18 protein-coding genes are annotated in these 16,300 nt (G+C 63.8%); 10 read left to right on the forward strand and 8 right to left on the reverse strand.

Translation table 11 applies throughout. The annotated features are described in order from the left end of the window. Positions 1 to 50: 50 nt before the first annotated feature. Positions 51 to 1,307 (forward strand): aminopeptidase, encoded by a 1,257-nt coding sequence (locus AC1DXU_RS11560; RefSeq protein ID WP_477368266.1) that lies wholly within the window; start codon positions 51 to 53, stop codon positions 1,305 to 1,307. A gap of 419 nt (positions 1,308 to 1,726) precedes the next feature. On the opposite strand, the gene AC1DXU_RS11565 is transcribed toward AC1DXU_RS11560, so the two are convergent. Continuing rightward, positions 1,727 to 2,080: an ArsC family reductase gene (locus tag AC1DXU_RS11565; protein ID WP_477368269.1), complete on the reverse strand. Its 354-nt coding sequence runs from the start codon at positions 2,078 to 2,080 to the stop codon at positions 1,727 to 1,729. 167 nt (positions 2,081 to 2,247) lie between these two features. On the opposite strand from AC1DXU_RS11565, the gene AC1DXU_RS11570 reads away from it, so the two are divergent. Beyond that, the gene (locus AC1DXU_RS11570; RefSeq protein ID WP_477368272.1) at positions 2,248 to 2,604 is read left to right on the forward strand and encodes an ArsR/SmtB family transcription factor; all 357 of its coding nucleotides are present in this window, start codon (positions 2,248 to 2,250) and stop codon (positions 2,602 to 2,604) included. After that, positions 2,601 to 3,080 (forward strand): SRPBCC family protein, encoded by a 480-nt coding sequence (locus tag AC1DXU_RS11575; protein WP_477368274.1) that lies wholly within the window; start codon positions 2,601 to 2,603, stop codon positions 3,078 to 3,080. The genes AC1DXU_RS11570 and AC1DXU_RS11575 overlap by 4 nt, the downstream gene beginning before the upstream one ends. 83 nt (positions 3,081 to 3,163) lie before the next feature. Here AC1DXU_RS11575 and AC1DXU_RS11580 read toward each other — a convergent pair whose 3' ends face one another. Beyond that, the gene (locus AC1DXU_RS11580) at positions 3,164 to 3,517 is read right to left on the reverse strand and encodes a SnoaL-like domain-containing protein (RefSeq protein ID WP_477368277.1); all 354 of its coding nucleotides are present in this window, start codon (positions 3,515 to 3,517) and stop codon (positions 3,164 to 3,166) included. A 187-nt stretch (positions 3,518 to 3,704) separates the two neighbouring features. Here AC1DXU_RS11580 and AC1DXU_RS11585 point away from each other — a divergent pair, with 187 nt between their 5' ends. Beyond that, positions 3,705 to 4,409 carry an SOS response-associated peptidase gene (locus AC1DXU_RS11585; protein WP_477368280.1) on the forward strand — a complete coding sequence of 235 codons (705 nt, stop codon included), beginning with the start codon at positions 3,705 to 3,707 and terminating at the stop codon, positions 4,407 to 4,409. A 14-nt stretch (positions 4,410 to 4,423) separates the two neighbouring features. Next, the gene (locus AC1DXU_RS11590) at positions 4,424 to 4,684 is read left to right on the forward strand and encodes a hypothetical protein (RefSeq protein ID WP_477368283.1); all 261 of its coding nucleotides are present in this window, start codon (positions 4,424 to 4,426) and stop codon (positions 4,682 to 4,684) included. Positions 4,685 to 4,842: 158 nt separating this feature from the next. On the opposite strand, the gene AC1DXU_RS11595 is transcribed toward AC1DXU_RS11590, so the two are convergent. From AC1DXU_RS11595 to AC1DXU_RS11620, 6 genes are all read right to left on the reverse strand, one after another. Next, positions 4,843 to 5,928 (reverse strand): ABC transporter ATP-binding protein, encoded by a 1,086-nt coding sequence (locus tag AC1DXU_RS11595; RefSeq protein WP_477368286.1) that lies wholly within the window; start codon positions 5,926 to 5,928, stop codon positions 4,843 to 4,845. Continuing rightward, on the reverse strand, positions 5,918 to 6,526 hold the full coding sequence (locus AC1DXU_RS11600; protein ID WP_477368289.1) for a cupin domain-containing protein: 609 nt from the start codon (positions 6,524 to 6,526) through the stop codon (positions 5,918 to 5,920). Before AC1DXU_RS11600 ends, AC1DXU_RS11595 begins: the two co-directional genes overlap by 11 nt. Positions 6,527 to 6,824: 298 nt before the next feature. Next, positions 6,825 to 7,895 carry an ABC transporter substrate-binding protein gene (locus AC1DXU_RS11605; RefSeq protein ID WP_477315843.1) on the reverse strand — a complete coding sequence of 357 codons (1,071 nt, stop codon included), beginning with the start codon at positions 7,893 to 7,895 and terminating at the stop codon, positions 6,825 to 6,827. Beyond that, positions 7,880 to 8,752 carry an ABC transporter permease gene (locus AC1DXU_RS11610; RefSeq protein ID WP_477368292.1) on the reverse strand — a complete coding sequence of 291 codons (873 nt, stop codon included), beginning with the start codon at positions 8,750 to 8,752 and terminating at the stop codon, positions 7,880 to 7,882. Before AC1DXU_RS11610 ends, AC1DXU_RS11605 begins: the two co-directional genes overlap by 16 nt. Next, positions 8,749 to 9,636: an ABC transporter permease gene (locus AC1DXU_RS11615; protein WP_477368295.1), complete on the reverse strand. Its 888-nt coding sequence runs from the start codon at positions 9,634 to 9,636 to the stop codon at positions 8,749 to 8,751. Before AC1DXU_RS11615 ends, AC1DXU_RS11610 begins: the two co-directional genes overlap by 4 nt. Positions 9,637 to 9,721: 85 nt before the next feature. Beyond that, positions 9,722 to 11,005 (reverse strand): NAD(P)/FAD-dependent oxidoreductase, encoded by a 1,284-nt coding sequence (locus tag AC1DXU_RS11620; RefSeq protein ID WP_477368298.1) that lies wholly within the window; start codon positions 11,003 to 11,005, stop codon positions 9,722 to 9,724. A gap of 247 nt (positions 11,006 to 11,252) precedes the next feature. Here AC1DXU_RS11620 and AC1DXU_RS11625 point away from each other — a divergent pair, with 247 nt between their 5' ends. The 5 genes from AC1DXU_RS11625 (at position 11,253) to AC1DXU_RS11645 (ending at position 16,257) form a co-directional block, all read left to right on the forward strand. Further along, on the forward strand, positions 11,253 to 12,410 hold the full coding sequence (locus tag AC1DXU_RS11625) for a fumarylacetoacetate hydrolase family protein (protein WP_477368301.1): 1,158 nt from the start codon (positions 11,253 to 11,255) through the stop codon (positions 12,408 to 12,410). A gap of 104 nt (positions 12,411 to 12,514) precedes the next feature. Continuing rightward, positions 12,515 to 14,059 (forward strand): sugar ABC transporter ATP-binding protein, encoded by a 1,545-nt coding sequence (locus tag AC1DXU_RS11630; protein ID WP_477368304.1) that lies wholly within the window; start codon positions 12,515 to 12,517, stop codon positions 14,057 to 14,059. After that, positions 14,056 to 15,090: an ABC transporter permease gene (locus tag AC1DXU_RS11635; RefSeq protein ID WP_477368308.1), complete on the forward strand. Its 1,035-nt coding sequence runs from the start codon at positions 14,056 to 14,058 to the stop codon at positions 15,088 to 15,090. Before AC1DXU_RS11630 ends, AC1DXU_RS11635 begins: the two co-directional genes overlap by 4 nt. A 52-nt stretch (positions 15,091 to 15,142) precedes the next feature. After that, positions 15,143 to 15,331 carry a hypothetical protein gene (locus AC1DXU_RS11640; RefSeq protein ID WP_477368310.1) on the forward strand — a complete coding sequence of 63 codons (189 nt, stop codon included), beginning with the start codon at positions 15,143 to 15,145 and terminating at the stop codon, positions 15,329 to 15,331. Further along, on the forward strand, positions 15,325 to 16,257 hold the full coding sequence (locus tag AC1DXU_RS11645) for a substrate-binding domain-containing protein (RefSeq protein WP_477315829.1): 933 nt from the start codon (positions 15,325 to 15,327) through the stop codon (positions 16,255 to 16,257). The genes AC1DXU_RS11640 and AC1DXU_RS11645 overlap by 7 nt, the downstream gene beginning before the upstream one ends. Positions 16,258 to 16,300: the final 43 nt, after the last annotated feature.

A 16,300-nucleotide genomic window follows, 5' to 3' on the forward strand; every position in this document is an offset into this window, starting at 1 on the left:
GGCGCCGGTCTATGTAGAGTGTCGGACCCCACATCACGGCAGGCAAATTCATGACCACACATTCGCGCGGCGTTTCCGCAACGATCGACCCGGTGAAGCTCGACAGGCTGGCCGAGGTCGCCATCAAGGTCGGGCTGCAATTGCAGCCGGGGCAGGATCTGGTGCTGACCTCATCGATCGCGGCGCTGCCGCTGACGCGGCGGATCGTCGAGCACGCCTACAAGGCCGGTGCGGGCCTGGTGACGCCGATCTTCAACGATGACGAGATGACACTGGCGCGCTACCGTTTCGGGGCCGATGCCGGCTTCGACCGCGCCGCCGGCTGGCTCTATGAGGGCATGGCGAAAGCTTTTGCCAACAATGCAGCGCGGCTTGCCGTGCGCGGCGAGGATCCGTCGCTGCTGTCGGCGCAGGACCCGTCGAAAGTGGCGCGCGCCAACAAGGCAAACTCGATGGCCCACCAGCCGGCGCTGGAAAAGATCACCGGCTTCGACATCAACTGGAACATCGTTGCCTATCCTGATCTCGCCTGGGCCAAGCAGGTTTTCCCAGACGATGCCGACGATGTCGCAGTGGCTAAACTCGCCGATGCGATCTTCGCGGCGTCGCGGGTGGATGTGGAGGACCCGATTGGCAACTGGAAGGCGCACAATGCGGCGTTGCGCGGCCGCACCGAATGGCTGAACGGCCATAACTTCCATGCGCTGCACTTCACCGGCCCCGGCACCGACCTGACCGTCGGGCTGGCTGACGGCCATGAATGGATGGGCGGCGCTTCGACCGCCAAGAACGGCATCACCTGCAACCCGAACATTCCGACCGAGGAGGTGTTCACCACGCCGCATGCACGACGCGTCGAGGGCCATGTCTCCTCGACCAAGCCGCTGTCCTACCAGGGCACGCTGATCGACGAGATTTCGGTGCGCTTCGAAGAAGGCAGGATCGTCGAGGCCAAGGCTTCGAAGGGCGAGGACGTGCTGAAGAAGGTGCTCGACACCGATGAAGGCGCGCGCCGTCTCGGCGAAGTCGCGCTGGTGCCGCATTCCTCGCCGATCTCGGCCAGCGGCCTGTTGTTCTTCAACACGCTGTTCGACGAGAACGCCGCCTGCCACATCGCGCTCGGCCAGTGCTATTCGAAGTGCTTCGTCGACGGCGCCTCGCTCAGCCAGGACGAGATCGCGGCGCGCGGCGGCAACAAGAGCTTTATTCACATCGACTGGATGATCGGCTCGGACAAGATCGATATCGATGGCGTCCACAAGGATGGCCGCAAGGTGCCGGTGATGCGCAAGGGCGAGTGGGCCTGAGGGGCCTTCTTCACAACTGCAAGTGAAGCTGCTGTTTCGAAATCGCTTTGGAGGGAGAGGAAGGGAGCCTCCGCCTCGCAGGACAGCGGCCTCGGATAGCTTGGCGCCTTCCTCTACCCCGTCGATCGGGGGAGAGGTGGCTCGGCGAAGCCGAGACGGAGTGGGGGTCGCCCGGCTCAGCTTTCACAAGATTCAAGCGCGGGAAATGCCTCTGGTTGACTGCTCGCCTGACCGGGGCATACGCCGGTCCGGTGCCTCATTTTCGGTGACTTCGCGTCTGACGATCGGCTTCCCCCACTCCGTCGCCGCTTCGCGGCGCCACCTCTCCCCCCTCCGGAGGGAGAGGAAAGGAGCTCCGCTAGAGTAAGTTCACGTCCTTGCTTGGGCGAGGAACTCCGGCGGGACTGGCGTGGACCGCCCTATCCCCCGCCCACCGTCGCCTCATAAGCCTCCGGCTTGAACCCCACCAGAATCGTGTCGCCAACCTCCAGCACCGGCCGCTTGATCATCGTCGGCTTGGCCAGCATCAGCTTCTTGGCCTTCTTCTCGTCGAGCCCGGCCTTGTCCTTGTCGGGCAGCTCGCGAAAGGTCGTGCTGCCCTTGTTGAGCAGCTTTTCCCAGCCGACCTTGCCAACCCAGCCGTCCAGCTTGCCGGCGTCGATCCCTTCGGCCCGATAGTCATGGAACCGGTAGGGCACGTCATGGCCCTCCAGCCAGACGCGCGCCTTCTTGATCGTGTCGCAGGTGGTGATGCCGTACATGGTGATCGTCAAAGGCGTGCTTCCCAGGCTGACAGTCGAATCTGCGGATCAGCCTAAAACCGCCCTTCCCGCTTTGCCAGCATCCCGACCGCCATCGGTGCATTTTCAGGCTTGCCAATACTAAGGAATTTTCCTAAGTATTTTTCACGCTCGTTTTGCGGCACCGCAGGAACCGACCCATGCCAAGCCTTCACACCCCGACGCCAAGCCCCCCGCCGATCGATGGCATCTTCCGTGCGCTGGCCGATCCGACGCGGCGGCGCGTTGTCGAGCGGCTGAACCGCAGCCCTGCCTCGGTCAGCGAACTGGCCCAGCCTTTCGAGATGGCGCTGCCGTCCTTCATCGAACATCTCAAGGTGCTGGAAGGCTGCGGGCTGGTGCGCTCGGAAAAGATCGGCCGCACCAGGACCTACCAGCTGGCGCCCGAGCCGCTGCAGCTCGCCGAAAACTGGCTGTCCGAACAGCGCACGCTTTGGGAGCGCCGCCTCGACCAGTTCGACGCCTATGTGATGAGCCTCAAGGAGCAGGAAAAGTGAGCTATCCCTTCAAGACCGACCCCAGACTGGACCTGACGCTGGAGCGAGTGCTCGACGCGCCGCGCGAACTCTTGTGGCGCGCCATGACGGTGCCGGAGCATGTCAAGCAATGGTTCACGCCGAAACCCTGGCTGATCACCGACTGCGAGATCGATCTGCGGCCAGGCGGACTGTTTCGCACCCGCATGCAATCGCCCGACGGCAAAGAGGTCAACGACCGCCATTGCTGCTATCTGGAAATCGTGCCGAACGAACGCTTGGTGTGGACGGATGCGCTGCTGCCGGGCTACCGGCCGTCAGGCGAGCCCTTCATCACCGCGGTGATTTCCTTGCAGCCGGACGGCAAAGGCACGCGCTACACCGCCACTGCCATCCACCGTGACCAAGCCACCCGCAACAACCATGAAGAGATGGGTTTCTTCGACGGCTGGGGCACGGTGGCCGATCAGCTGGCGCAGTATGTGAAGACGATTTGAGCTTTTCACAGGGCGGCCAGGACGATGTCCCGGCCGCCATATCCAAATCCATGCAAGCGAGCAGGAAGCCGGCGTGTTCCGGTTTAGTAGTAAAAGCGCTCTTCGGTGATCTTGCCGTTCTTGACCGTGTACAGGCCAACCTCGTCCATGGTGGCACGCTCGCCGGTGGCCTTGGGCGTTATGTCGAACTTGAAGCGCACCGCGAACTGGTCGCCGTTGACATAAGGGCCCTCGACCGAGCCGCCATGGACCTCGTTGTTCTCCTGCCACCACTGGCCCTTCTGCTGAAGTGCCTCCTTACCGTGGGTGATGGCCATCGGCCCTTCCATGGCTTCGTAGCTGGCGATGTCGTCGGCATTGTACTTCTCGGCGGCACCGGCATGATTACCCTGCTGGAGCAGCTCGGTGAAATCCTTGGCAATATCTGCGATGGTCATTTGTGTTCCTCCTGTTCAGACTGGGTTGAAGTAGGGAAGCGCTTGCCGGCCCGCCACCTTTGCCCGCCCGACAGCTGACAAGCCGTGTCAGGACGATTGATATAGCGCGCTTATGTGACGACGATTTGCGGGAAAGCCGACAGCGACTTCGGTTGCAGTCACAAGCCAAGTCCGCAATGCTAGGTGCATGTGCAACCTCTACAACATCACGACGACGCAAGAGGCGGTCCGCCAATGGACCCGCACACTGCACGATATCAGCGGCAACCTTGAACCTTCCGTTGACATCTATCCCAACCAGGCGGGGCCGGTCGTTCGCAACGCGGCGTACGGGACGCGTGAGCTGGCGAAACTGCTTTGGGGTTTGCCGACGCCGCCTGAGCGTATGAAAGGTAAGGCCGACTACGGCACGACCAACGTTCGCAATCCACAATATTCGCACTGGCAGCAGTTCGTCGGCGTCGAGCATAGATGCGTCGTGCCGGTGACCAGCTTTGCCGAGCCTAGCCCTACCCCGAACGACAAGGACCCGGAAACTGGTATTCAGCGCAATTACTGGTTTGCCCGTGACGAAGGCCGGCCGCTGTTCTTCTTCGCTGGTTTCTGGACACGCTGGCAGGGCGTGCGAAAGGTCAAGGACGGTCCCGGCGACTTCGAACTATACGCCTTCATGACAACCAAGCCTAACGCTCTCATCGCGCCGATCCATGAGAAAGCCATGCCGGTGATCCTGACCACGCCGGAAGAGACTGAGGCCTGGCTGACAGCGCCGTGGGCAGAGGCACGGCATTTGCAGCGGACAGCGCCTGACGATGCATTGGTGATTGTCGAGAAGCCAGCCACACAGATCAAGTTTCCTCAGCAGCTGCCAGCCCAGGGGTCTCTGTTTTAGGCTGCGGGATCAGCTTGCAGGCCGCTGCCTCAATCGTCGTCTCGCCAGATCACCCGACGAACCATGCGGATTTCGACAAGGCGTCTGACACGAATTTTCAAGCGTTGAGCGGCGCTCGGAAGGATGATGCCGGCGTCAAGTTCGCGACGTTTGCAGCGCTCGCACCGCATGTGCCGTTCCACGTCCCAAAAAGGAATGTCACCGACCAGCTTTGCGAGGTCGCCGGGCAGATAGTGTCGAGTGATGTTGCAGTTCAGGCATCGGACACGAACTAGCTGCCCGACTTCGTGGGCCAAGGAAAGGGTTTGCACATTTCGGCGCGGCCGGCTGCTAAGTTCGGGCATCGTTCAAACTAGGAATGAATTCCTGCCCGAGTCAATTCACACTTAGTTCCATGGTCTTTTGTTCACAGCCGGTAAGAAGGAGGATCAGCCTATGCCGAGAGCATAGGGCAGTTGGCGCCACGGCGCAGGCTGATATGCGCCACGTCGCCGACGCTGAATTGAAAACCCTCGGCCTGGCGCGGGGCGTCGATCACCACCGGCATCCCCTGCCCGAGTTCGGCATGCAGGCGCAAGGTGCGGCCGTGGAAGACGATGCTGTTGACCCGCGCCGGCGCCGTTCCTTCGGCCGCCTCCGTGGCCGCCAGCAGATCTTCCGGGCGCACGCCGATCGTGCGCACCGCGCCTTCGGCCAGTGCGTCGCCGGTTTCTGAAACGGCTTCCAGCGACAAGGCGCCGGCGGTGAAGCGCAGCCGATCGCCATCGCGGCCGACGAAGCGCGACTGCAAAAGGTTCATCGTGCCGATGAAGCTCGCCACGAATTTGGTGGCGGGCCGGTCATAGAGCGTCGCCGGTGCTGCGATCTGCTCGATGCGGCCCTTGTTCATGACGACGATGCGGTCGGAGATCGACAGCGCCTCGGTCTGGTCGTGGGTGACCATGACGAAGGTGGTGCCGAGCCGCGACTGCAGCCGCTTCAATTCGACCTGCATCTGTTCGCGCAGATGCGCGTCGAGCGCCGATAGCGGCTCGTCGAGTAGCAGCACGCGCGGCTCGCAGACAATGGCGCGGGCGAGCGCGACGCGCTGGCGCTGGCCGCCCGACAGTTCGGAGACGCGGGCATCGATCTTGTCGGCAAGGCCGACCATGTCGAGCGCGGCACCGACGCGCTTGGCTTGCTCGGTGCCGGAAAGCTTGCGCAAGGACAGGCCGAAGCCGACGTTTTCGGCGACATTCATGTGCGGAAACAGCGCGTAGTCCTGGAACACCGTGTTGACCGGCCGGTCGAAGGGCCTGAGCGCGGTGATGTCACGGCCGTCCAGCAGCACGTGTCCGCTCGACGGGCTTTCGAACCCGGCGACGACCCTGAGACTCGTGGTCTTGCCGCAGCCCGAGGGGCCAAGCAAGGTCAGAAATTCGCCGCTGGCTATGTCGAGATCGACAGCGTCCAAGCCGACGATGCCACCGGGAAAGACCTTCGAGACCGCCTGCAGCCGGACGAGTGGATCAAGCGCCATCGCGAACCTCGGAGGGTTTCGTCGTGTTGACCCAGAGGATCTGGCAGCGTTCGCTGCCGGGATTTCGAAAGGCGTGCAGCAAGGTGCTTTTGAACGCAAAACTGTCGCCGGTCTTCAGCCCGTAGGTGGTGGAATCGACAACGAGTTCGACCTCGCCCGACAGGACAAAACCGAATTCATGGCCGGCATGCGCATAGGCTTCGGCGGTGCCGCCGCCGGCATCGACGCTGACCAGCATGCCGGTGAGTGTCGCGGCCGGCGGCGACAGCAGCGCCTTGGCGATGCCTTCCGACTTGACCGGGATCTGCCGCCGGCTGTTGGCACGCACGCAATAGAGATCGTTGACGGCATCGTTGCCGTCGGCGATCAGCGCCGACGGCTCGATGTCGAGGGCAGCGGCAAGCGGCCAGATCACTCGCACCCGCAAGGAAGACATGCCGCGCTCGATCTGGCTCAGCGCGCCGATCGACACGCCTGCCCTGGCGGCAAGATCGGCCAGCGACAGATTGCGCTCCAGCCGCAGCGCCCGCACGCGCCGGCCGACGCGCACGTCGGCGTCGTCCTTCAGCTTTCCCGCGGCTTCGTCCAGCATGTCCATCAAGTCGATCCTCGTTGCAGTGTCTAACGCCGGTGGCGCGCAAGGCCGGCTTCAGGATTGAATGCGCATCTTATCGGGCGTCGCGCCGCCCCTCATCGCCCTGCCGGGCACTTCTCCCCGTATAGTGACGGGGAGAAGGGGCTGGTCGCAACCTCAGCGTCCTTCCTACGACGTTGGTGGTTGGCGAAACCGGCGATGACAGCGCCCCTCTCCCCGTCACTATACGGGGAGAGGATGCCGGCAGGCAGGTGAGGGGCGGCGCAAACGTAGGCACTTGGTCCTCCAATACGGCTGAAACTCAGCCGCCCGCCTTCACCTTCTCGAACATCTTCGCCAGATCGTCATTCTGTTTCATCGGCCCGGTGAAGACGGTGGTCTTCAGCATCACTTCCGGATCCGACGGCAGCTGCAATTTTTCCAACTCCTCCTTCGGCACCGCAGCGAAGGCCGAGCTGGTCGAGCTGCCATAGCCGTAGGCCTCGATCAGGTATTTTCCGGAATCCGTTTCCAGCCGGCTGTTGATGAAGTCATAGGCGAGGTCGACGTTCTTGGCGTCCTTGAGCATGACGAAGCCGCAGGACCAGGTCAGCATGCCTTCCTTCGGCTTCATGAACTCGACCGGCACGCCCTGCTTCTTCAGCGAGGTGGCCGAGGCGTTCCAGGTCATGGCGGCGACCAGCTGGCCGCTGGCCAGCGCCTGTTCCACCGAGGTCATGTCGGTGGTGTAGTTGGAGAGCAGCGGGCGCTGTTCGCGCAGCTTCTCCGCCACCTTGTCCATTTGCTCCGGCGTCATGTCGAACGGATTGACGCCGGCAAGAAGGGCCGCCACCACCGGTGTGTCATGCACGGCGTCGATGGTCGCCATGCGGCCGGCATACTGCTTGTCCCAAAGCAGGTTCCAGCTGGCCTCCGGGTTCTTCACCAGATCGGTGCGGTAGAGGATCGAGGTGTTGCCCCAGTCCCACGGCACCATCCAGACCTTGCCGTCGCCGGCCTGAATGTCAGGAAGGTTCTTGAAGACGGGGAAGATCGAATCCCAGTTCTTGATGCGCTTGGTGTCGATCGGCTGCAGCAGGCCTTCCTTGTTCCAGCGCGCCACCTTGTCGTAGCAGGGATGCGCGATGTCAGGGCGGAAGCCGGCCTTGACCTTGGTGAAGGCATCATCGTCGTCGCCGAACATCGAGGCCTCGACGCCATCGGGATGCGCGGCGAGGAAGCTCTTGTTGAAGTCGGGCAGTTCATAGCCCGACCAGGTGAAATATTGCAGCTTGTCGCCGGCAAACGCGACGGTCGACGACAGTGCCAGTGCCAAGGCGGCCAGTCCGGCGCGGGCTTTGTTTCCGGTTATCGATTTCAGGTCGAATGCCATTGCAGTTCTCCTCTTTTGGTTTCTTCTGGTTTGGACGGATTGGCGGGCGCCGGCCGCTGAGCGGCGGTGAGCCCGCGATGGCGCAGGAATTCAGCGATACCAGCTATGATGAAGGACACGGCGAGGATCGCGGTGCCCAGCGCCATGACGGTCGGCAGCGATTTCGGGAAGCGCAGCTGGCTCCAGATGTAGAGCGGCAGCGTCGGCTCGGTGCCGGCAAGAAAGAAGGCGACGATGAATTCGTCGAAGGAGGTCAGGAACGCCAGCATGAAGGCCGAGATGATGGCCGGCAGGCTGAGCGGCAGCATGACCCGCCTGAACGTCGTCCAGTCGGAGGCGCCGAGATCAAGCGCTGCCTCGCGGATGGTCTTGGGAATGACGGCAAAGCGGCTGCGCATGACCACCACCGTCGTCGGCAGCGCCACCAGTATGTGGCCGAGCACGATGGCAATACGCGACGGGCCGAAGCCGAGCAGGTTGACCAGGATCAGCAGTGATATGCCGACGATGACGCCGGGGATCAGGATCGGCAGTCGGGCGATGGTGCTGATGGTGGCGGCAAGCGGCGAGCGGCCATAGAGATCCATGTAGGACACGGTGATGCCGCAGAGCGTGGCGCCGGTGGCGGCTATTGTGCCAATGATAAGGCTGTTGACGAGCGCGCCGGACAGTGTCGAGTTGCCGAACAGCGTCGCATACCATGCAAGCGTAAACCCTTGCAGAGGAAACGCCGCCTGGATCGAATCGTTGAAGGAAAACAGCGGGATCAGCGACACCGGCAGATAGAGAAAGACCAGATAGACAAGCACATAGGCGCCGAGCCAGCGGCCGCCAGATTCTGTGCGCGCCGCGCTCATGTGCGGCTGCCAAATCTGCGGTCGGCGAAGCGCACGACCAGCACCACGCAGAGGATGACCAGCATGACGGCGACCGAGAGTGCGGCGCCGAACGGCCAGTCATTGGCCTTGCCGAACTCGGCCTGGATCAGTGTGCCGATCATGGTGCTGGCGGGGCCGCCAACCAGCGCCGGGGTCACATAGTCCCCGACCGTCGGCACGAAGACGACGAGCGCGGCCGCCAGCACGCCCGGCATCGAATTCGGCAACACGACGCGGCGGAAGCTGGTGAACGGTTTTGCGCCAAGATCGGAGGCGGCTTCGAGAAGCGATTTCGGGATCGTCTCCAGCGCGACATAGATGGGCAGGATGGCGAAGGGCGCATAGGCGTGCGCAAGCGTGACGACGACGGCTGCCGGCGTGTTGAGGAACGCCAAGGTCGGCTCGGACCAGATGCCGCTTTCGATCAGCGCCGAGTTCAGCACGCCATTATAGGCAAGCACGATCTTCCAGGCGAAGACACGCAGAAGGTAGCTGGTCCAGAATGGCAAGGTCACCAGAAACAGCAGCAGGCCGCGGCGGCGCCCGGCATGGAAGGCGAGATAATAGGCGACGGGATAGGCGGTGACGACGGTTGCCAGCGTCACCAGGCCGGCAATGGTCAGCGAGCGCAGCGTCACCGTCCAGTAGAGCGGATCGGACATCACGGTGACGAAATTGGCCAAAGTGAAACCGGCGCCGAGCAGCGAACCGTCATTGTTGCGGAAGGCCAGGAAAAGCACGAGGCCAAGCGCAAACAGGATCAGCAGGAAGGTGACCAGCGCGCCCGGCACCAGCATGGCGAAGCGGAACCCCGAAGAGGATCGGGATGCTGCCGGCGCTTCTGCTGCAACGATGGTCGACATCGGACTGTCCATCGGTATTCTGAAATTACCTAAGCTTTTTTCATATTCGTGAAACTGTCAAGCTGATTCCTGCTCCGACCTGAAATCAGCGCTCGAACGCATCCAGCATGCGGTACCAGGCGATCGTCGCGGCAACGCCGACCTGCCGGAAGGCGTGGAACGGGATCGGCCGGATCGGCGAAATGGGGAACGGCAATTGCCTGGCATCGCCGGTGTGGAGGTAGAGGGCCACGCGCGCGCCAAGTGCGGTCATCAGCCCAAGGCCACGACCCTGGCAGCCGACCACGGCCAACAGGCCCGGCTCGGGCTCGTGGATGTGCGGGAGATGGTCCGGCGTCATCGCCACCCGGCCGAACCACCGCTTCTCGATGGCGACGTCGGCCAATGCCGGATAGAGCCGCCGCAAGGCGCGCTCGAGATGCACCCAGTCGGTCGGGCTGGTCGGCAGCGCCATGCGGCCACGGCCGCCAAGCACCAGCCGGCCGTCGGCGCTCTTGCGATAGTAGACGAGGATGCGGCGCGAGTCCGACACCGCTTGCCCTTCCGGCAGAATGGTGGCCGCCAGATTGGACGACAGCGGCGCGGTGGCGATCTGGAAGGAATGCAGCGGAACGATCGTCTGGGCCAAACCTCGGACGAGACCGCCGGTATAGGCATTGGTCGCCAGAACTACCGCCTTGGCCTGCAATGCCGTGCCGTTTTCGGTCGAGATACGCCAGAGACCAGCGCTCTTGCCAAGCCGCACCACCTTTTGGCGTTCGGCGATCTTCACGCCCGCCGCCGTGGCGACCCGGGCCAATTCCGAGACATAGGCGAGCGGATCGATGACACCGGCGCGACGGTCGAGCCAGCCGCCGAGATAGCCATTTGCGCCGGTCTTGGCTGCGATCTCCGCCGCGCTCAAAAGCCGGACATCGGCGCCGCGCGCCCGCCATTGCCGGTCCCTGTTGGCGGCAGCCTTCAGCGCCGTTTCGGTGTGCGCGGCCTGGATCCAGCCGTTGCGAACGAAGGGCACAGCGAGCTTCTCGTCGCGGATCAAATCGAAGACGGCGTCGGCCGTCGAGGCGGCGAAATCGACCAGCGCCTCGCCGCGTTCGGGACCAAAATTCTGCAGCAACCATTCCGGATCGTATTTGAGACCGGGGATGACCTGGCCGCCATTCAGGCCGGACGCGCCCTGGCCGATCTCGCCGGCGTCCAGCACCTGCACGGACATGCCGAGACGGGCAGCATGCAAGGCCGTCGACAGGCCCTGGATGCCGCCGCCGACAATGACGACATCGGCAGTCTGGCCGCCGGGGAAAAACGACTGGAACTTGGCTGCAGTTTGCGGCTTCTGCCAGATCGGATCGGAAAACGGCATGGGCAAGGGATCACCTGAAATGCGCTTCGTGAAATGAAAATCCTAGTGACGATTTCATTATTTTGAAAGAGCGTTTTCGACCTAGCGTCGGCTGATTGCAATCGAAGCGCGTCCGGTGAAGCGAAATGCAGTCGAAAAAACACGGCGTATTTCGATCGTCAGGACGGGTAGACCTTTGCCGGGAATTTGTTGAAAGTGCCGCCGCCGATCCGGCCAAGCTCACCTTTTTCCATCTCTCAGAGGATTCCAAGCCATGACGAACCCGACGCATCTGCCTACCGAGGGCCTTTTCGTCGGCCGCGCCAGGGCCAGCGATGCCTCGCATCCGCTCGTGATCACGGTGCGAGACGGCACGGTCTTCGACATCACGTCGAGCGCAGCACCCACCGTACGCGACGTCTGCGAGCTGGCGGATCCGGCCGGGCATGTCCGCTCGGCCAAGGGCAAACCGGTCGGTTCGCTCGAGGCGATCGCCGCCAACAGTTTTGCGGCAGCGCGCGATCCGGCAAAACCCTATCTGCTCTCCCCGGTCGACCTGCAGGCGGTCAAGGCATCGGGCGTCACCTTCGTCGTCAGCCTGCTCGAACGCGTCATCGAGGAGCAGGCGCGCGGCTCGGCGGAGAAGGCAGATGCCATTCGTGCCGACATTGCCGGGCTGATCGGCCACGACCTGTCGAAGCTGAAACCCGGCTCGCCGGAAGCGATGGAGATCAAGGCCAAGCTCATCGCGCGCGGCGCCTGGTCGCAATATCTGGAAGTCGGCATCGGCCCGGATGCCGAGATCTTCACCAAATGCCAGCCGATGGCCTCGGTCGGCTTCGGCGCCGATGTCGGCCTGCATCCGGTTTCCACCTGGAACAATCCGGAGCCGGAGATCGCCATGATCGCCGCCAGCAGCGGCAGGATCGTCGGCGCCACGATCGGCAACGACGTCAATCTGCGCGACGTCGAAGGGCGCTCCGCGCTGTTGCTCGGCAAGGCCAAGGACAACAATGCCTCGGCCTCGCTCGGACCGTTCATCCGGCTGTTCGACGACACGTTCTCGATCAACGACGTCAAGCAGGCTATCGTGCGCCTGAAGGTCGAGGGCGAGGACGGGTTTTCGCTGGAGGGCGCAAGCTCGATGGCCGAGATCAGCCGCTCGCCGGAAGAGCTGGTTGCCGCCGCCATGGGGCCGCATCACCAATATCCCGACGGGCTGGCGCTCTATCTCGGCACCATGTTCGTGCCATCCAAGGATCGCGGCGAAAAGGGCAAGGGTTTTACCCACAAGGTCGGCGACATCGTCACCATTTCGTCCGAGAAATTCGGTGCGCTGGTCAACCGCGTACGGCTGTCGCCCGACTGCCCGCACTGGACCTATGGCGCCAGTCATCTCATGCGCGACCTCGCCCGGGCCGACCTCCTCTAGCGGCGGCGAAGAACCGGCGGCAATCAACACAATTTTATGTTGTACCCCGGTGACTGCGGACGCAAATCACTCCAAGATCGCCGCGCGGTCGGGGGGCCGTTCATATGTCAGATACGCCGCTGGTCTTGGTACGCAACGTCGCCAAACGCTTTGGCGGCACCACCGTACTCGAAGACATGAGCCTTGCCGCCAGGCGCGGCACCATCCACGCCATTGTCGGCGAAAGCGGCGCCGGCAAATCGACCCTGGTAAAGCTCCTGGCCGGCATCTTGAGGCCGGACAGCGGCACGATCGAGATGAACGGCCAGAAGGTGGCCCTCGACAGTCCGACTGCCGCTCGCAAGCACGGCATCGGCGTGGTGCTGCAGCAGTCGGCGCTTTTTCCCGACCGCCCCGTGCTCGCCAATCTCTTCGTCAACCGGGAGCCGCTGCGCAGCGGCCTTGTCTCCCGCCGCGAGATGGCGGCGCGCAGCTTCGACCTGCTTCGCCAGCTCGGCCTTTCCGTCGATGTCCGCGCCCCGCTGGGCGAACTCGATGCGGCGGAACGCCAGCTCGTAAACATCGCCCGGGCGCTTCTGGAAAACCCGAGGCTGCTCCTGCTCGACGAGCCGACCGAGACGCTCGACCGACGCCAGAGCGAGCGGCTGTTTTCGGTGCTCAACGGGCTGAAGGCCAGGGGCATGACCATGCTCTATGTGTCGAACCGGCTGGAGGAAGCGCTTGGCCTTGCCGACGAACTGACGGTGATGCGCAACGGCCGCGACGTGCTGTCGAAGGCGCGGCAGGAGTTGACGGCATCCGAGGAAACCATGATCGGCCGGTTGCGCCACGCGCTGTTCCCGGTGCCGTTGCGCTCATTGTCGACCATCGCCGGCACGCTGCGGCCGCAGCTTGCCGTGACAGGCTTGAGCGGTGGCCGGCTTGCCGGTACCGACTTCAGCGCCCGTGCCGGCGAGATCGTCGGCCTTGCCGGGCTCGCCGGCTCCGGCGTGTCGGATCTGCTTGCCATGCTGTTCGGCCAGCGCAAGGCGCGCAAGGGCAAGGTGCGTTTTCCCGATGGCGACGGCCTGCCGAAGAACCAGACCGAAGCGGCGCGCCGCAGCATCTGCCTGATCTCGAACCAGGGCGGCGACGGTCTGATGCCCGACCGGTCCATCGCCTTCAACCTCTCCAGCGTGGTTGTCGGCGCGCGCGACTGGGGGCCGCGCTGGTATTCGCCGGCGGCGGCAACCGAGCGCGCGGCGCGGCAGATCGAGGCGCTGCGTGTCCGTAGCAGTCCCGATGAACTTGCCGGCACGCTGTCGGCCGGCGGCCGGCAGAAGGTGGCCGTCGCCAGGTGGCTGGAGATCGGGCCGCAGGTGGTGCTGCTCGGCGATCCCGCGCGCGGCATCGACATTTCCAGCAAGCAGGAGATCTACGGCCTGATCCGCCAGATGGCGGCGAGCGGCTGCATCGTGCTCATGCACTCGACCGAGATGTCCGAACTGGCCGGGCTTTGCGACCGCGTGCTTGCCTTTCATCGCGGCCGGCTTGCCGGCGAGGTGGCGGGCGCGGATATGGATGCGGTTGCCGTTCGCAGGCTGATCACCGGCGACGAGAAAGCCGCGCCGGCCGAGCAGGCGACCACAGGCCGGAGGGATGCGGCATGACCGAAACTGTCACCGTCCCGCGGCTGGCGGGGTCGGCCGCGCCCAAACCAAGGCGAAGCTTTCGCCTGCCGACCGAGACCGGCGTCGTCATTACGCTGGCCGTGCTCATCGGTTTGCTCGGCCTGCTGCACCGCCCCTTCCTTGAGCCCGCCAGTCTCGTCGCGCTGCTGGAGCAGGCCGCCCTGCCCGGCCTGCTCGCGATCGGCATGGTGTTCGTGCTCGCCGTTCGCGGGATCGACCTGTCGGTGGCTGCCGTGTTCCACATCACGGCGCTGCTTGCCGCGCTGCTGATGAGAGCTGGCGTCGATCCCTGGCTGTCCGCTGTGGCCGGCGTCGCGCTCGGCGCCGGCATCGGCCTCGTCAACGGGCTGCTCGCGCTGGCACTGCGTGTCCCAGTGCTCATTGTGACGCTCGGCACCTGGTGGATGATCGACGGGCTGTCGCTGGTCCTCGGCAAGGGACAGGCGATTGCCCCACCGGCGGGAGACAGCAGCCTCTTTGCGACGCTCTCCGGCAAGGCCTTCGGGATCGTGCCGGCGACGGTCGTGATCTTTGTCCTGCTGGCGCTTGCGTTGCAGGTGGTGCTGCAGCGGACCCGCTTCGGCTACCGGGTACAGGCGACTGGCAGCAATCTGGAAGTCGCCGCCCATGCCGGCATCGCGACCGGCAAGGTCCGGCTGACGGCGCTGGCGCTGATGGGCGCGGTTGCGGGGCTCGCCGGCGTCGTCCATCTCGGCGCGCAGGGCTCGATTTCGCCGGCCGACGGCAACGGCTTTGCGCTGCTGGCGATCGCCGCGGCGCTGCTTGGCGGCACGAGGCTGTCGGGCGGCCACGGCAGCGTCATCGGCGCCGCCATGGGCATGCTGGTCATCCAGGCGGTGCTGAGCGGGATCGCTCTGCTCGGCATCGATGCCACATGGACCAGCTTCGCCGTCGGCGCGCTGCTGGTGCTGGCGCTGGCGGTCGACCGGCTGGGCAGGACATGGCGCGGCTGGCGCGCTGAGCGCAGGCAGAACGGCGCGCGCAGCTGAGGCCGGCCGCCTCCAACCTCACACAAAATATCACCCGAACTGATGCAATCTGATGGGCCTGCTGATGGCGCCTGCGATTGCGTTGACTTCCATTGATCGATGGAGGCTTGCCAACCGTCGAAAAAGGGAATGCTCTGCTGCATCCAGATCGGCGCTGGCAAGAAAATGCGATCAGGGCTTTGCCGTGATCAAACGTCGGATGCGGGAGGTCATTTCAAAATGGGAGGAAAGCAAATGCTGACGAGGCTACGATTACTTGTGCTTGGCCTGATTGTGGCGCTGGCCATTCCGGCAGCGGCGCAGGCCAAGACCTTCTACTGGATTTCGCATGGCGGCCCGGCCGACCCGGTGTGGACTTACTTCCTCGCCGGCGCCAAGCAATGGGCGAAGGATACCGGCAACACCGTCAACACCTCGTTCCACAATGGCGACGTGGCTTCGCAGCAGGAGGCTGTGCGTGCGGCGATATCCGCAAAGGCCGACGGCATCGTCACCACCAGCCCCGATCCGGGCAGCCTGGTCGAGATCGCCAAGGAAGCCAACACCGCCAAGATTCCGATCATCAACTTCAACACGCCGGATCCGAAGGCGAGCTTCAACGCCTATGTCGGCGGCGACAACACAACCTTCGGCAAGCACTGGGCGCAATATCTGGTCGACAAGGGCCTGGTGAAGAAAGGCGACTTCGTCTGGATGCCGGTCGAAGTGCCCGGCGCCACCTATGGCGTCCAGGAAGAAGAAGGCATCAAGAGCGTCTTCGAACCGCTCGGCATCACTTATGAAATCACCGAAGCCACACTCGACCAGGCCGAAGTGATCAACCGCATGGTCGACTACCTCACCGCCAACAAGGCCAAGGTCAAGGCCATCATCGGCCTCGGCGATCTGGTGACCGGCTCGATCAAGCGGGTGTTCGACCAGGTCGGCATCAAGCCGGGCGAAATCCCTGTCGTCGGCTGGGGCAACTCGCTCGACACCACCCAGGAAGTGCTGAACGGCTACGTCAATGCCGGGCAGTGGCAGGATCCGCAGGCGACCAGCTACGTGGCGCTTTCGCTCGCCGCCATGGCTTCTGCCGGCATTCCTCCGGGCTTCAATGTCATCACCGGCGCGCTCTACGAAAAGGACACCGCGCAGGTCTACGACAACATCCTGTCCGGCAAGTAAAATCGGAGACCCAACAGTCGCGACCGTATCCGCGGTCGCGGCT

The sequence above is a fragment of the Mesorhizobium sp. P3_A10 genome (genome assembly GCF_056403175.1).

Excerpts from the sequence above, each read along its gene's own strand:
- AC1DXU_RS11560 (WP_477368266.1), top strand. The coding sequence starts at position 51 with ATGACCACACATTCGCGCGGCGTTTCCGCAACGATCGACCCGGTGAAG.
- AC1DXU_RS11570 (WP_477368272.1), top strand. The coding sequence starts at position 2,248 with ATGCCAAGCCTTCACACCCCGACGCCAAGCCCCCCGCCGATCGATGGC.
- AC1DXU_RS11580 (WP_477368277.1), bottom strand. The coding sequence starts at position 3,517 with ATGACCATCGCAGATATTGCCAAGGATTTCACCGAGCTGCTCCAGCAG.
- AC1DXU_RS11585 (WP_477368280.1), top strand. The coding sequence starts at position 3,705 with ATGTGCAACCTCTACAACATCACGACGACGCAAGAGGCGGTCCGCCAA.
- AC1DXU_RS11595 (WP_477368286.1), bottom strand. The coding sequence starts at position 5,928 with ATGGCGCTTGATCCACTCGTCCGGCTGCAGGCGGTCTCGAAGGTCTTT.
- AC1DXU_RS11600 (WP_477368289.1), bottom strand. The coding sequence starts at position 6,526 with ATGGACATGCTGGACGAAGCCGCGGGAAAGCTGAAGGACGACGCCGAC.
- AC1DXU_RS11605 (WP_477315843.1), bottom strand. The coding sequence starts at position 7,895 with ATGGCATTCGACCTGAAATCGATAACCGGAAACAAAGCCCGCGCCGGA.
- AC1DXU_RS11610 (WP_477368292.1), bottom strand. The coding sequence starts at position 8,752 with ATGAGCGCGGCGCGCACAGAATCTGGCGGCCGCTGGCTCGGCGCCTAT.
- AC1DXU_RS11615 (WP_477368295.1), bottom strand. The coding sequence starts at position 9,636 with ATGTCGACCATCGTTGCAGCAGAAGCGCCGGCAGCATCCCGATCCTCT.
- AC1DXU_RS11625 (WP_477368301.1), top strand. The coding sequence starts at position 11,253 with ATGACGAACCCGACGCATCTGCCTACCGAGGGCCTTTTCGTCGGCCGC.
- AC1DXU_RS11630 (WP_477368304.1), top strand. The coding sequence starts at position 12,515 with ATGTCAGATACGCCGCTGGTCTTGGTACGCAACGTCGCCAAACGCTTT.
- AC1DXU_RS11635 (WP_477368308.1), top strand. The coding sequence starts at position 14,056 with ATGACCGAAACTGTCACCGTCCCGCGGCTGGCGGGGTCGGCCGCGCCC.
- AC1DXU_RS11640 (WP_477368310.1), top strand. The coding sequence starts at position 15,143 with ATGGGCCTGCTGATGGCGCCTGCGATTGCGTTGACTTCCATTGATCGA.
- AC1DXU_RS11645 (WP_477315829.1), top strand. The coding sequence starts at position 15,325 with ATGCTGACGAGGCTACGATTACTTGTGCTTGGCCTGATTGTGGCGCTG.